Annotated in this window: 14 protein-coding genes; 7 read left to right on the forward strand and 7 right to left on the reverse strand. The window is 55.5% G+C overall.

The features are described 5' to 3' along the window. Window positions 1-109 precede the first annotated feature (109 nt). Complete coding sequence (locus tag ABLV17_RS03945; RefSeq protein ID WP_015703501.1) at window positions 110-1,009, forward strand: AraC family transcriptional regulator; 900 nt, start codon at window positions 110-112, stop codon at window positions 1,007-1,009. A gap of 74 nt (window positions 1,010-1,083) precedes the next feature. On the opposite strand, the gene yghB is transcribed toward ABLV17_RS03945, so the two are convergent. Both yghB and metC read right to left on the reverse strand, forming a co-directional pair. Further along, window positions 1,084-1,743, reverse strand: a complete 660-nt coding sequence (gene yghB, locus ABLV17_RS03950; protein ID WP_308957736.1) for a DedA family general envelope maintenance protein YghB — start codon at window positions 1,741-1,743, stop codon at window positions 1,084-1,086. A 129-nt stretch (window positions 1,744-1,872) separates the two neighbouring features. Further along, window positions 1,873-3,060, reverse strand: a complete 1,188-nt coding sequence (gene metC, locus ABLV17_RS03955; RefSeq protein ID WP_087859810.1) for a cystathionine beta-lyase — start codon at window positions 3,058-3,060, stop codon at window positions 1,873-1,875. Between the two features lie 251 nt (window positions 3,061-3,311). On the opposite strand from metC, the gene exbB reads away from it, so the two are divergent. The 3 genes from exbB (at window position 3,312) to ABLV17_RS03970 (ending at window position 5,101) form a co-directional block, all read left to right on the forward strand. Further along, window positions 3,312-4,043, forward strand: coding sequence for a tol-pal system-associated acyl-CoA thioesterase (gene exbB / locus ABLV17_RS03960; protein WP_015369670.1), 732 nt, complete (start codon window positions 3,312-3,314; stop codon window positions 4,041-4,043). Between the two features lie 6 nt (window positions 4,044-4,049). After that, entirely contained in the window at window positions 4,050-4,475 is a 426-nt protein-coding gene (gene exbD, locus ABLV17_RS03965) for a TonB system transport protein ExbD (protein WP_015369671.1), read from the forward strand. 131 nt (window positions 4,476-4,606) lie between these two features. Further along, entirely contained in the window at window positions 4,607-5,101 is a 495-nt protein-coding gene (locus tag ABLV17_RS03970; RefSeq protein WP_015369672.1) for a TIGR00645 family protein, read from the forward strand. 43 nt (window positions 5,102-5,144) lie between these two features. Here ABLV17_RS03970 and yghU read toward each other — a convergent pair whose 3' ends face one another. Next, window positions 5,145-6,011, reverse strand: coding sequence for a glutathione-dependent disulfide-bond oxidoreductase (gene yghU, locus ABLV17_RS03975; RefSeq protein WP_032715837.1), 867 nt, complete (start codon window positions 6,009-6,011; stop codon window positions 5,145-5,147). A gap of 49 nt (window positions 6,012-6,060) precedes the next feature. Continuing rightward, window positions 6,061-6,621 carry a thioredoxin domain-containing protein gene (locus tag ABLV17_RS03980; protein ID WP_015703498.1) on the reverse strand — a complete coding sequence of 187 codons (561 nt, stop codon included), beginning with the start codon at window positions 6,619-6,621 and terminating at the stop codon, window positions 6,061-6,063. Between the two features lie 20 nt (window positions 6,622-6,641). Here ABLV17_RS03980 and ABLV17_RS03985 point away from each other — a divergent pair, with 20 nt between their 5' ends. The 3 genes from ABLV17_RS03985 to ABLV17_RS03995 all read left to right on the forward strand — a co-directional run bounded on the left by ABLV17_RS03985 (window position 6,642) and on the right by ABLV17_RS03995 (window position 9,984). Then, window positions 6,642-6,764, forward strand: a complete 123-nt coding sequence (locus tag ABLV17_RS03985) for a hypothetical protein (RefSeq protein ID WP_323129966.1) — start codon at window positions 6,642-6,644, stop codon at window positions 6,762-6,764. 76 nt (window positions 6,765-6,840) lie between these two features. Continuing rightward, entirely contained in the window at window positions 6,841-8,706 is a 1,866-nt protein-coding gene (gene gss / locus ABLV17_RS03990; protein WP_113373066.1) for a bifunctional glutathionylspermidine amidase/synthase, read from the forward strand. Window positions 8,707-8,802: 96 nt separating this feature from the next. After that, a complete protein-coding gene (locus ABLV17_RS03995) occupies window positions 8,803-9,984 on the forward strand; it encodes a PLP-dependent aminotransferase family protein (protein ID WP_213793595.1) in 1,182 nt (393 codons plus the stop codon). 166 nt (window positions 9,985-10,150) lie between these two features. On the opposite strand, the gene ABLV17_RS04000 is transcribed toward ABLV17_RS03995, so the two are convergent. From ABLV17_RS04000 to ABLV17_RS04010, 3 genes are all read right to left on the reverse strand, one after another. Then, entirely contained in the window at window positions 10,151-10,339 is a 189-nt protein-coding gene (locus tag ABLV17_RS04000; RefSeq protein WP_047078357.1) for a hypothetical protein, read from the reverse strand. Window positions 10,340-10,535: 196 nt separating this feature from the next. Beyond that, window positions 10,536-11,918 (reverse strand): aspartate aminotransferase family protein, encoded by a 1,383-nt coding sequence (locus ABLV17_RS04005; protein WP_108684040.1) that lies wholly within the window; start codon window positions 11,916-11,918, stop codon window positions 10,536-10,538. Then, a complete protein-coding gene (locus tag ABLV17_RS04010; RefSeq protein ID WP_308957734.1) occupies window positions 11,915-13,423 on the reverse strand; it encodes an aldehyde dehydrogenase in 1,509 nt (502 codons plus the stop codon). Before ABLV17_RS04010 ends, ABLV17_RS04005 begins: the two co-directional genes overlap by 4 nt. Window positions 13,424-13,726 lie beyond the last annotated feature (303 nt).

Below are 13,726 nucleotides of genomic sequence, written 5' to 3' on the forward strand. Positions count from 1 at the left end.
TCAATGCACATTCCTGCCATTGTCTTGCCCATTTCTCCATTGGGCTGGAGAAAAAGAAGGAAACTACGCACAATAAGCTTGTAGAAAAGTCGTCGGAGAAGCAGCGAAAATGAACCGTGCCGAGATATGCCAGCTATTAACAGATAAAGTTAACAAGCTGAAAGATAAGCAAGAAATGCTAAGTGAACTGCTGCCGGATATCCGTCTGCTGTACGGGACGCAGCCGGGCACCCGTACGCCGGTGATGTACCAGCCGGGGATCGTTTTTCTCTTTTCCGGCCATAAAATTGGCTATATCAATGAACGAACCTTCCGTTATGACACCAACGAATACTTACTGTTAACCGTTCCGCTACCGTTCGAATGCGAAACCTTCGCGACCCCGGAAGTGCCGCTGGCGGGAATGCGGTTGAATGTCGATATTTTGCAGTTGCAGGAGCTGCTGATGGATATCGGCGAAGATGAGCTTTTTCAGCCGTCGGTCGCCTCCAGCGGGATCAACTCGGCGGTGTTATCGGAAGAGATCCTCTGCGCGGCGGAACGCCTGTTAGACGTGATGGAGCGGCCGCTGGACGCGCGCATTCTCGGCAAACAGATTATTCGCGAGATCCTTTATCATGTCCTGATTGGCCCCTGCGGCGGCGCGCTGCTGGCGCTGGTCAGCCGACAGACGCACTTTAGTCTGATTAGCCGCGTTTTGAAGCGTATTGAAAGCCAGTACACCGAAAACCTCAGCGTCGACCAGCTGGCGGCGGAAGCGAATATGAGCGTCTCGGCGTTTCACCATAACTTTAAATCGGTTACCAGCACCTCGCCGCTGCAGTATTTGAAGACCTATCGCCTGCATAAGGCCAGAATGCTGATGATCCATGACGGTATGAAAGCCAGCGCGGCGGCAATGCGCGTCGGCTATGAAAGCGCCTCGCAGTTTAGCCGTGAGTTTAAACGCTATTTTGGTATTACGCCGGGTGAAGATGCTGCGCGTATTCGCACAATGCAGGGGATTTGATAAGGATGCGGCGCCTGTAGCCCCGGTAAGCGTTAGCGCTACCGGGGACTTTGAGACCATCCGGCGCGAGTGAATCAGGCGCTGCAGTATTTCTTCTTGATAACGACGATAACCGTACCAACGAGGCCGGTCACCAGCAGGGCGATCGGTAAAATCATCAGGCAGGTCATGACCTGGTCTTCGTGGTTTTTCACGAACGGGATCATGCTCAGCGCATAGCCAAGACCGGTGACGACACCAACCCACAGCAGGCCGCTTAGCCAGTTAAAGAACTGGAAACGACGATTCGGCAGGCCGGAAATGCCCGCCATGGTTGGCAGCAGGGTGCGGACAAACGCCAAAAAGCGCCCGGCCAGCAGCGCCAGCAGGCCGTGTTTATCAAACATGTTGGTGGCGCGCTGGTGATATTTGTGCGGCAGATGCGACAGCCAGCCTTTCACCATATTGGTATTACCCAGCCAGCGCCCCTGTAAATAGCTCAGCCAGCAGCCGAGGCTGGCGGCAGCGGTTAGGATGGCGAGAGTGGGGACAAAATCCATGACGCCTTTAGCGATTAGCGCGCCGGCGAGCAGCAACAGGCTATCGCCCGGTAAAAACGAAGCCGGCAGCAGCCCGTTTTCCAGAAACAGGGTCGCGAACATGACCAGATATACAAAACCCACAACGTGAGGGTTTGCCAATGCGGCAAAATCATGTTGCCACAGCGCGGCGACAATCTCTTGAATGACAACCATGGACTTTCCTAAGTGGTACCGTTTTTCGACTAGTGTACTCCTGAAGCGGCCCGAGCACCTTGATCCCGGGCGCAACAAAAGCGGCCGCTTTTCTGAAAGCGTCCGCTTTTGTTGCCACTTCCTGTCACTTTACACGATACGCGCGAAACCTGCCGCTAAATCCGCCAGCAGATCGTCAACATTTTCTAAACCTATGTGCAGTCGAATAAGAGTGCCGCTGAAATCCACTTCCGCCCCGGGGCGGATGGCCGCGATATGTTCCGGCTGATTGGCGAGAATCAGCGATTCGAACCCGCCCCACGAGTAGGCCATGCTGAACAGGCTGAAGTTGTCCAGATAGGCTGCCAGCTCGGCGTCGGTCAGACGTTTATTAAGGACGAAAGAGAACAGCCCGCTGCTGCCGCTGAAGTCGCGCTTCCAGAACTCGTGGCCCTTGCTGCCCGGTAGCGCCGGATGATTGACTCGCGCCACCTGCGGGTGCTGCGCCAGCCATTCGGCGACGCGCAGGCTGCTTTCATGATGCTGACGCAGGCGGACGCCAAGCGTGCGCAAGCCGCGGCTGGTCATGTAGGCGGTGTCGGCATCGACCATCTGGCCCATCAGATAGGCGTTTTCACACAATTGCTCCCAGCAGCGGGCGTTGGCCACCGCGGTGCCGATCATCCCGTCGGAGTGACCAATTAAATATTTCGTTGCCGCCTGAATAGAGATATCGATACCAAAATCGAGCGCTTTAAACAGTACCCCTGCCGCCCAGGTGTTATCGATCATGATAATGGCTTCCGGCGCGACGCGGCGCACGGCGGCGACGATGGCCGGCACATCATGCACTTCCATGGTGATCGAGCCGGGGGATTCCAGAAACACGACTTTAGTATTGGGTTGAATCAGGTTGGCGATATCCGCACCGATGAGCGGATCGAACCAGCCGGTCGTCACCCCGAGCTTCGCGAGGATCTTAGTGCAGAAGTCCTGGCTGGGCTCATAGGCGGTGTTGGTCATTAACACGTGGTCGCCCTGTTCGACGAAGGCCAGAATCGTGTTGGCGACCGCGGCCGCGCCGCAGGGGAAGAGGGCGCAGCCGGCGCCGCCTTCCAGTTCACACATGGCTTCCTGCAGCGAAAAGTGGGTCAGCGTGCCGCGGCGGCCATAAAACAGCTCGCCTTTGGCGCGATTACGGGTGGCGTGTTTTTTAGCCTCGACGGTATCGAACACCAGCGATGAGGCGCGTTGGATAACGCTATTCACCGAACCCTGAGTATATTTTTTGCGGCGCCCGGCGTTGACCAGCGCGGTATCAAGATGTTTATCAGCCATGTTATAGAAACCTGTTTTTATACGTCTGGACGTCTAAACTACCATGAATACCGGTTTGTGTACCGGGCCGCAAACGATACAGGCAAAAATTTTCCCGAAACCGGCGTCAGCCGCTTTTTTACTGCGTAAGCGCAAAGAAAATAAACGTGATTTGCTGCACAGTGTAAATACTAATGAGAACCACTATCAATTCGATGTCGTTTTGATATTATTATGCTCAGTTTTTGTGATTGACGTCCTGGAGAAACAGTGTGGGTAATAATTTGATGCAGGCGGATCTCTCCGTTTGGGGTATGTATCATCACGCCGATATTGTCGTTAAGGTTGTGATGATTGGCTTGATTCTGGCTTCAGTAGTCACCTGGGCTATTTTCTTCGGCAAGGGTGCCGAAATGTTGTCCAGCAAGCGTCGCCTCAAGCGTGAGCAGCAGCAGCTCAGCGAAGCGCGTTCTCTCGATCAGGCTAACACTATCGCGAATGGATTCCATGCTAAAAGCCTGACCACTCAGCTGATTAACGAAGCCAATAATGAGCTGGAACTGTCGGCAGGCGTGGATGACAACGAAGGCATTAAAGAACGTACCGGTTTCCGCCTTGAGCGTCGCGTGGCGCAGGTTGGCCGCTACATGGGCCGCGGAAATGGTTATCTGGCAACCATCGGCGCTATTTCCCCGTTCGTCGGTCTGTTTGGTACCGTCTGGGGCATCATGAACAGCTTTATCGGTATCGCGCAAACGCAGACGACTAACCTGGCGGTTGTCGCGCCGGGTATCGCGGAAGCGCTGCTGGCAACGGCGATTGGCCTGTTTGCCGCGATTCCGGCGGTGGTTATCTATAACGTCTTCGCCCGCATGATTGCCAGTTACAAAGCGTCTCTTGGCGATGTGGCCGCGCAGATTATGCTGCTGCAAAGCCGTGACCTTGACCTGAACGCCAGTGGTTCTCAGCCGCTGCGTCCGGCGCAGAAATTACGGGTAGGTTGATCCGCTATGGCGATGCATTTTAACGAAAACCTCGATGATAACGGCGAAATGCACGATATTAACGTCACGCCGTTTATCGACGTCATGTTGGTGCTGTTGATTATCTTCATGGTGGCGGCGCCGCTGGCCACCGTGGACGTCAAAGTCAACCTGCCAGCCTCATCCAGCCAGCCGCAGCCGCGTCCGGAAAAACCGATTTACCTGTCGGTGAAGGCGGACAAATCGATGTTCCTCGGCAACGATCCGGTGACCGAAGAGAGCGTGATTGCCTCGCTGGACGCGCTGACTCAGGGTAAGAAAGACACCACCGTGTTCTTCCGAGCCGACAAAACCGTCGACTACGAGACGATGATGAAAGTGATGGATACGCTGCATCAGGCCGGTTACCTGAAAATTGGTCTGGTGGGCGAAGAGACCGTCAAAGCGAAGTAATTTCCCCCAGGATTTCTCCCGAAAGGCCAACACAGTGTTGGCCTTTTTTATTTCCCCACCGACTGCGTATCGTTTTGATATGGGCCAGCTGCGATATAATGGCGGCCATTTTTACAAACTGACAGGACCTTATGGAACGCTTTCTGGAAAACGCTATTTATGCTTCGCGCTGGCTGCTGGCGCCGGTTTATTTCGGCCTCTCGCTGGGGCTTATCGCGCTATCGATAAAATTTTTTCAGGAGATATTCCACATCCTGCCGCATATCTTCAGCGTCAGCGAGTCGGATCTGATTCTGACGCTGCTTTCGCTGGTCGATATGACGCTGGTGGGCGGGCTGCTGGTGATGGTGATGTTTTCAGGTTATGAGAACTTCGTCTCGACGCTGGATATTAACGAAGGCAAAGAGAAGCTCAACTGGCTTGGCAAAATGGATGCGACATCGCTGAAAAACAAGGTGGCGGCGTCGATTGTGGCTATCTCTTCCATTCACCTGCTGCGGGTGTTTATGGATGCGAAGAACGTGCCGGATAATAAGCTGATGTGGTACGTCATTATCCATCTCACCTTTGTGCTGTCTGCCTTTGTGATGGGCTATCTCGATCGCCTGACTAAGGTAAAGCACTGATGTGATAACTTACCCGGCAGCTTTGCGCCGCCGGGTAAAGGCATTACGCCTGACGTTTGTCTTCGGTCTGCGTGTCGAAATCGCGGGCGTCATGGCGCTCGTGCAACTGCTCGTCGAGCGGGCCATTGGTGCGGTTAACTATCCGTCCGCGCTTCACCGCCGGGCGATTGCCCACATCCTGCGCCCAGCGCAGCACGTTAACGTAACTGCCGGCATCAAGGAATTCCGCGGCGTTATAGACGTTGCCCAGCACCACGTTGCCGTACCACGGCCAGATCGCCATATCGGCGATGGTGTACTCTTCCCCCGCCACAAAGCGGCCGCGCGCCAGCTGCTTATCCAGCACGTCTAGCTGACGTTTCGCTTCCATGGTAAAGCGGTCGATGGCGTACTCGATTTTCACCGGCGCATAGTTATAGAAGTGGCCAAAGCCGCCGCCGAGGAACGGCGCTGCGCCCTGTAGCCAGAACAGCCAGTTCAGCGTTTCGGTGCGCCCGGCCGGGTCTTTCGGCAGGAAGAAACCAAATTTTTCCGCCAGATAGAGTAGGATGCTGCCGGATTCAAATACCCGGGTCGGTGGAGTGGTGGAGTGGTCGCTCAGCGCCGGGATCTTCGAGTTCGGATTCACTTCGACAAAGCCGCTGGAAAATTGATCGCCTTCGCCGATACGAATCAGCCAGGCATCATACTCAGCGCCAGCCACGCCCAGCGCCAGCAGCTCTTCCAGCATGATAGTCACTTTCTGCCCGTTCGGCGTGCCCAGCGAATAGAGCTGCAGCGGGTGATTGCCAACGGGCAGCACTTTTTCATGCGTCGCGCCGGAAACCGGACGGTTGATATTGGCGAACGCGCCGCCGTTATTCTGTTTCCATTCCCATACTTTCGGTGGTTGGTAGTGATTGTCGGACATACTGACCTGCCTCTTTAGTAAGGTGTATAAAAAAGTCTAGCAGCTAATCTCAGGCCATAATCCGCGCGGCCCACACGCTGACGTCATCGCCGCTGCCGAGATCGGGCTGCACCAGGCCGTTGACCATAAACGTCGGCGACACATGGATGCCGTTCTGGCGGGCGTATTTACTGTGCCATTTGATTTCGTTTTGCAGCTCAGGGCGGGCAAATGCCGCCGCCAGCGACACGTGGCTATAGCGCTCAAGGCGCTCGATAATTTGCTGCGGAGTGGTATTCATATTCGGCCCGCTGCAGTGGTCGGTGAATTCAAACTCTTCACGATGATCGGCGACCGCCTGCAGGACTTTGTGCGCCTGCTCTCTGCCGTGCGGCAGGGTGGAGGCGGCCAGCACGCAGCGCACGATTACCCCGGAAAACAGATGCCACGGCTGGGACTGCAGGCGAATCTTAATCGTGACGTTCTCGGCGCCGACTTCATCCAGCAATTCATCGAGTTTGTTGAAGGCGCGAACGGAAAACGGACAGGTTGGTTCGAGGAATACTTCAAAAGTCCGCGGGCCGTGTCCCCAGACCAGCGGCTGGGCATTGAGATGCGAAGGTGCGCTCATTGTCGACTCCTGATGTAGTGATGTTTTTTTGTTATGTGTTGGCTAACAATATCACTTTTGCCAATGGACGCCGGGTTATTTTCTATAAGGGCACGTTTAGCGAATCGAATGAGTGGTATCATCTTTTCACCTCTGTCTGGTAAGTGCCTGCGGCAGGATAAGAAGAGGGAGTTTTGTTCCGCCAACTGCCCGGGCTGCATTAATTTGAGGTCAGGCTAAATGAGTAAAGGATCGACCAGTATTGACGCCCCTTTCGGCACGCTTTTAGGCTACGCGCCGGGCGGCGTGGCAATTTATTCTTCGAATTACAGTAGCTTAAATCCACAAGATTATCCGGATGACGCCGCTTTCCGCAGCTATATCGGCAATGAGTATATGGGGCATAAATGGCAGTGCGTAGAGTTCGCGCGGCGCTTTTTATTCCTCACCTACGGCTTTGTCTTTACCGATGTCGGTATGGCTTATGAAATCTTCTCGCTGCGCTTTCTGCGCGAAGTGGTGAATGACAACATTCTTCCCCTGCAGGCCTTCGCCAACGGCTCGCGTCGTCCGCCGATCGCCGGCTCGCTGCTAATCTGGCAGAAAGGCGGCGAGTTTAAACATACCGGCCACGTGGCGGTGATTACGCAACTGGTAGGGAATAAGGTCCGTATCGCCGAGCAAAACGTCATTCACGCGCCGCTGCCGCAGGGCCAGCAGTGGACCCGCGAGCTGACGCTGGAAGTGAAAGACGGCGTCTACACCATCAAAGATACCTTTACCGATACCGAAATTTTAGGCTGGATGATCCAGACCGCCGATACCGAGCACAGCCTGCCGCAGCCGGTGCTGCCGGGCGAGGAGATGAAAATCAGCGGCGCGCGGCTGCCGAATAAGGGCCAGTTCCGCGGTAACTGGCTCAATGAGAAAGACGCGCTGCAAAAGGCCTATGTTGAAGCCAACGGTCATTTCATCAATCAGGATCCCTACCAGTACTTCACCATCAGCGAGAGCGCCGAACAGGAGCTGATTAAAGCGACTAACGAACTGCACCTGATGTATCTGCACGCCACTGATAAGGTGATGAAAGATGACAACCTGCTGGCGCTGTTCGATATTCCGAAAATTCTTTGGCCGCGCCTGCGCCTCTCGTGGCAGCGCCGCCGACATCATATGATTACCGGGCGCATGGATTTCTGCATGGACGAGCGCGGGCTGAAGGTGTACGAATACAACGCCGACTCTGCCTCTTGCCATACGGAAGGTGGATTGATCCTCGAACAGTGGCTCAAACAGGGCTACCGCGGTACCGGCCATAATCCGGCGGAAAATCTGCTCGAGGAGCTGGCGGGGGCGTGGAAACACAGCCGCGCGCGGCCGTTCGTGCATATCATGCAGGATAAGGATCTTGAAGAGAACTACCATGCCCAGTTTATTCAGCGTTCGCTAACCGAGGCGGGCTTTGAGAGCAAAATTCTCTTCGGTCTTGATGAGCTGCGCTGGGATGCTGCCGGTCAGCTTATCGACGGCGATGGCCGCTTGGTTAACTGCGTGTGGAAGACCTGGGCATGGGAAACCGCCATCGAGCAGGTGCGTGAAGTCAGCGCCGATGAGTATGCGGCGGTGCCGATTCGTACCGGTCATCCGCAAAATGAGGTGCGCCTGATTGACGTCTTGCTGCGCCCTGAAGTATTGGTATTCGAACCGCTGTGGACGGTTATCCCCGGCAACAAGGCGATTCTGCCGGTGCTGTGGTCGCTGTTCCCGCATCATCGTTATCTGCTGGATACCGATTTTGTGGTCAATGACGAGCTGGCGAAAACCGGTTATGCGGTCAAACCGATCTCCGGGCGCTGCGGTAATAACATCGATCTGATAAGCCCGCACGATGAGGTATTGGATCAGACCAGCGGGCAATTTGTCGATCGCAAAAATATTTACCAGCAGCTGTGGTGTCTGCCGAAGGTTGACGGCAAGTACATCCAGGTGTGCACCTTTACGGTGGGCGGTAACTATGGCGGAACCTGCCTGCGCGGCGATGATTCGCTGGTGGTGAAGAAAGAGAGCGATATTGAGCCGTTAGTCGTACTGAAAGACAACGAGTAACGGCCGCAAACCGGGCAGCGGCTAGCATCGCTGCCCGGCACCTGCAAAGCTTCAACGTACAACTAACACAACAACAAGACAGAAAAGGAAAAGCATATGCACGATCGGCGCCTCGCCGCCCGCGCGGGTGAACTTAAGCCCTCCGCCGTCCGCGAACTTCTCAAACACAGTAAACTGCCCGGCGTTATTTCGCTTGGCGGCGGTATTCCGGCTCCGGAACTGTTTGATACCGAAGGTCTCAACCTCGCGGTGCAAAAGGTGATGAGCGAACGTTTTAATGATGCGTTCCAGTACGGCCTTACCGAAGGATATCCGCCGCTGCGCCAGGCGGTGAGCGAAATCTGCCAGTCGCGCGGCGTGGCCTGCTCGGCAAGCCAGGTGTATATCACCTCCGGTTCGCAGCAATCGCTGGATATCGTTGCCCGCACGCTGCTCGATCCGGGCGATGCGGTCGTCGTTGAACGTCCGACCTACCTTGCCGCGCTGCAGGTATTCCAGCTGGCGCAGGCGAATATCCTGAGCGTCGATACCGACGATAACGGCATGCTGGTTGAACAACTGGCCGATCTGCTGGAGACCACTAAGGTTAAAGCGGTCTATCTGGTGCCGACGTTTGGCAACCCCGGCGGTAAAACCCTCAGCGACGATCGTCGCCAGCGGCTGGTGGCGTTAGCGAAGCAACATGATTTTGTGATCATCGAAGACGATCCCTACGGCGAAATCAGCTTCACCGATAAAGTGCGGCGTCCGCTGTATCAACATGCGATCGAACAAGGCTGTGAAGATCGGGTGGTGTACACCTCCACGTTCTCCAAGATCCTCGCACCGGGAATGCGTATTGGCTGGATCGTGATGCCGGAATGGCTGGCGCACCAGGCGGTGATCGTGAAGCAGGCGGCGGATCTGCATACCAATATGCTCTCTCAGGTTATCACCGCTGAGTATCTGGGAATGAATCGCCTGAACAATCAGATCGCCCTGATCCGCGAAGACTACCGCAAGAAGTGCGTGGCGCTGGCCGAGGCACTGGAAAGCCGTCTTGGCGAGCATCTTGAGTTTAGCCGCCCGGAAGGGGGAATGTTCCTGTGGGCCCGCTTCCGCTATCCGTTCGATACCATGGCGTGGTTGAATAAGACGCTGGAAAACGGCGTGGTTTACGTACCTGGCGAAGCGTTCTACAACGATAATCCGGATACCCGCACGCTGCGTCTTTCCTATTCGACGGTTTCTGAAGCCGGTCTGCTGACCGCCGTCGAACGTCTGGCGAAATCGCTGTAATCTTTTGTCTCCGCACCGATGACCGGTGCGGAGAGCTTTAAATCGGGGGAGGGATTACTCCTGCTCGGCGATGCGATCGTCGAGCCAGATGAGCATCAGAGAAGAGAGAAAAGCGACAGCAATAGTGCCAATAAACAACAACATAAAAATTTCCTCAGGGGTTTTATTATTTTTCTAATGTAACCGGTGAGTGGCTATTTTTGTTTGCAATGGTGATTTTGGTGTCATGCTGCGCTGTTGCAAGGGTGAAAAAATCATCAGCGTCAACATCGAAATTCAGGACGATTTCCCGGTACTTTCTGGCATTAACAAGTTCTTTAGCTTCTTTCATACTACTGGCGATAATAGTAGGCATCAGTTTCATCTCAGTTTGAAAACTAGCAGGCAAAATAAAAGCTTGTTCGTATCAGATCAACATTTTTTTGCCGACGCTCTAAAAGCGCATCTCATGACGGTCTGCTGATACCCGGAACCCTGCTAAGTGGAATGCAGGTAAAAACGGAGGCCGAAGGCCTCCGCTAAAAGATAATCAAAAGCAGTAAGTAATTGACTTATAGCAGGCCAATCTCTTTAGCGGTACGGTCAACGGCACGCTTGGTTTTTTCAACCAGTTCATCGAGTTCGCTATGTCCGGCAATCAGCGCCGGCGCCATGATCATGCGCCCCAGCGTCGAGCGAATAATCACCCCTTCTTCAAAGCCGATGGTGCGACAGCGCCAGGCCAGTTCGTTCTCGTTGGCAAAGCGTTTGCGAGTGGCTTTATCTTCAGCAAACTGCAGGGCAGCCACCAGCCCGGCTCCCTGCACCTCGCCAATGAGCGGATGATTTTCAAACACTTCGCGCAGCGTTTTTTGCAGATAGGGGCCGCTATCGGTACGAACTCGGGTAACGTGGTTTTCATCGCGTAAGGCTTTCAGGTTGGCAATCGCCACCGCGGCCGCCACCGGGTGGCCGGAATAGGTCAGGCCGTGTGGGAAAACGCCGCCTTTTTCCACCAGCACTTCCGCCATGCGTTTGCTCAGTACCAGCCCGCCCATTGGTACGTAACCAGAGGTTAGCCCCTTAGCAATCGACAGCGTATCCGGTTCAAAACCAAAGTACTGATGCGCAAACCACTCGCCGGTACGGCCAAAGCCGCCAATCACCTCATCGGCGCACAGCAGCACGTCATATTGCCGGCAGATACGTTGGATTTCCGGCCAGTAGCTTTCCGGCGGGAAGATCATCCCACCCGCGCCCTGGAACGGCTCGGCGATAAAACCGGCGACGTTTTCCGCGCCCAGCTCAAGGATCTTCTCTTCCAGCTGGCGGGCGCAGCGCAGGCCGAACTCCTGTGGGGTCAGGTTGCCGCCGTGCATAAACCAGTAGGGTTCGTCGATGTGGGCAACGTCCGGGATCACGCCGCCCATTTCATGCATGAACTTCATGCCGCCGAGCCCGCTTGCCGCCAGCGTGGAGCCGTGATAGCCGTTCCAGCGGCCAATCATCACCTTTTTCTCCGGCTTACCGAGGATCTGCCAGTAGCGACGAACGGTGCGAATCAGCACTTCATTCGATTCCGAGCCGGAGTTGGTGTAGATAGCGTGGCTGTAGTGTGGCGGCAGCAGGCTGAACAGCAGCTCGGAAAGCTCAATCACCGCCGGGTGGGTCGTGTGGAAGAACATATTGTAATAGGGCAGTTTGGCAAACTGCGCCGCGGCGGCGTCCGCCAGATCCTGGCGGCTGTAGCCCAGCTGGGTACACCACAGGCCGGACATTCCATCGAGGTATTTATTCCCGTCGTTGTCCCACAGGTATAGTCCTTCGCCGCGTACCATGACGCGCGCCCCTTCGGCGTTCAGCGCTTTTTGATCCAGGAAGGCATGAATATGGTGAGCCGCATCTGAATGTTGGTAATCGGACGTCGAACGGTTCTGATTGCTTGGATTAGTCATTTCGTCTCTCCTGTCTGCTGAAACTGAAACCAGGTGGTTTTGAGGCTGGTGAATTTATCAAAGGCGTGCAGCGACAGATCGCGGCCAAAGCCCGACTGTTTGTTGCCGCCAAAGGGAACGGTGACGTCCAGCGCATCGACGGTATTTACCGAGATCGTTCCGGCGGTCAGCTGCGCGGCGACGCGATGGGCGCGGTGCAGATTGTCGGTCCATAGCGAGGCGGCCAGCGCATAGATATGGTTATTCGCCAGATGAACCGCCTCCTGCTCGCTATCGAAGGCGCAAACGGCCAGCACCGGGCCGAAGATCTCCTCTTTCCACAGCGCCATCTCTTCGTTCACGTTGGTCAGCAGCGTTGGCTGAACGTAGTTGGCGACGCCGTCTATTTCCACCGTACGGCCGCCGGTAAGCAGCGTTGCGCCCTCGTCTTGCGCGCGGCGGATAGCCGCCATCACTTTTTCGGCATGCGCGGCGCTGACCATCGCTCCCATGCGGGTTTGCGGCTCGAGCGGATGCGCCGGAGCCCAGGCCTGCATTCTTTCCTGTAGTTTGGCAATGAAGGCCGCGTAAATCGGGCGCTCAACCAGCAGGCGAGAGTTGGCAGAGCAGACTTCGCCCTGATTAAAACAAATACCGAAAGCTGCTTTTTCAGCGGCCAGGTCGAGATCCTGGCAGTCGGCGAAGATGATATTGGCGCTCTTGCCGCCGCACTCCAGCCATACTTGTTTCAGATTGGACTGGGCCGAATAGGCCATAAAGGCTTTGCCGACGGCGGTTGAGCCGGTGAAGGCGATGACATCGATATCGTGATGCAGTCCCAGCGCGCTCCCGGTTTCGGTTCCCAGCCCGGTCACCACGTTAAGCACGCCTGGCGGAATACCGGCCTCCAGCGCCAGTTCGCCCAGACGCAGGGCGCTAAACGGCGAGTTTTCCGAGGGCTTGAGGATTACGCTATTGCCGGCGGCCAGCGCCGGACCCAACTTCCAGGAGGCGAGGTCGAGCGGGAAATTCCACGGCACGATGGTGGCAACCACGCCGATGGGCTGGCGGGTAATGGTCGCCAGCGCGCCGGGCCTGGCGGGAGCCACCTCATCGTAGATTTTATCCACGCTTTCTGCATACCAGCTGAGGATGTGCGCGGCGCCGGGTACATCAATGTTCAGCGCATCGTTGACCGGTTTCCCCATGCTGACGCTCTCCAGCAGCGCCAGCTCTTCGCGATGTTGAAGGATCAGCGCCGAGAGGCGCAGCAGCGCGCGTTTACGCTCCTGCGGCGCCAGCCCCGACCAGACGCCGGAAGTAAACGCGCGGCGCGCGGAGGCGACGGCAATATCGATATCTTCCGCCTGCAGCGAGGTGACTTCCGCCAGCAGCGTATTGCTGGCTGGATTAATGGCGGGGCAGACTTTACGGCTTTTCGCGACGTACGGTTGACCATCGATAATGGCGTGGCTGATAAAGCGCTGCTCCTGCAGCCTGCGCTGCCAAAAGTTTCTATCAGACATGAACCTTCTCCTTCGCATGTTGCGTAATTGTTATTTATTTGTTTCTTTGAGTTCATGATGCAGGAGGCCAATGCGGCGAGAAAGGACTAAAAATTGAGGCTACCTCTATAAAAATCGTTGTTAGTCAGGATTGGCGATTTTCTGTGATCGAGGACGGGAGGTCGTGCGTTGTGATGGCGTTCAAAAATCGGGGAGGTGCAATTTTTCAATAAGCTGTAATGCAAAGAGTTTTTATTTGCGGTCCGTTTTCTATAACGAAGGGGCCCGGTGGGCTTTGGCAATATTAAATATTCTCAAATAAAA

Source organism: Klebsiella sp. CN_Kp091, from assembly GCF_040065095.1.
In the GTDB taxonomy this organism is placed as follows: domain Bacteria; phylum Pseudomonadota; class Gammaproteobacteria; order Enterobacterales; family Enterobacteriaceae; genus Klebsiella; species Klebsiella aerogenes.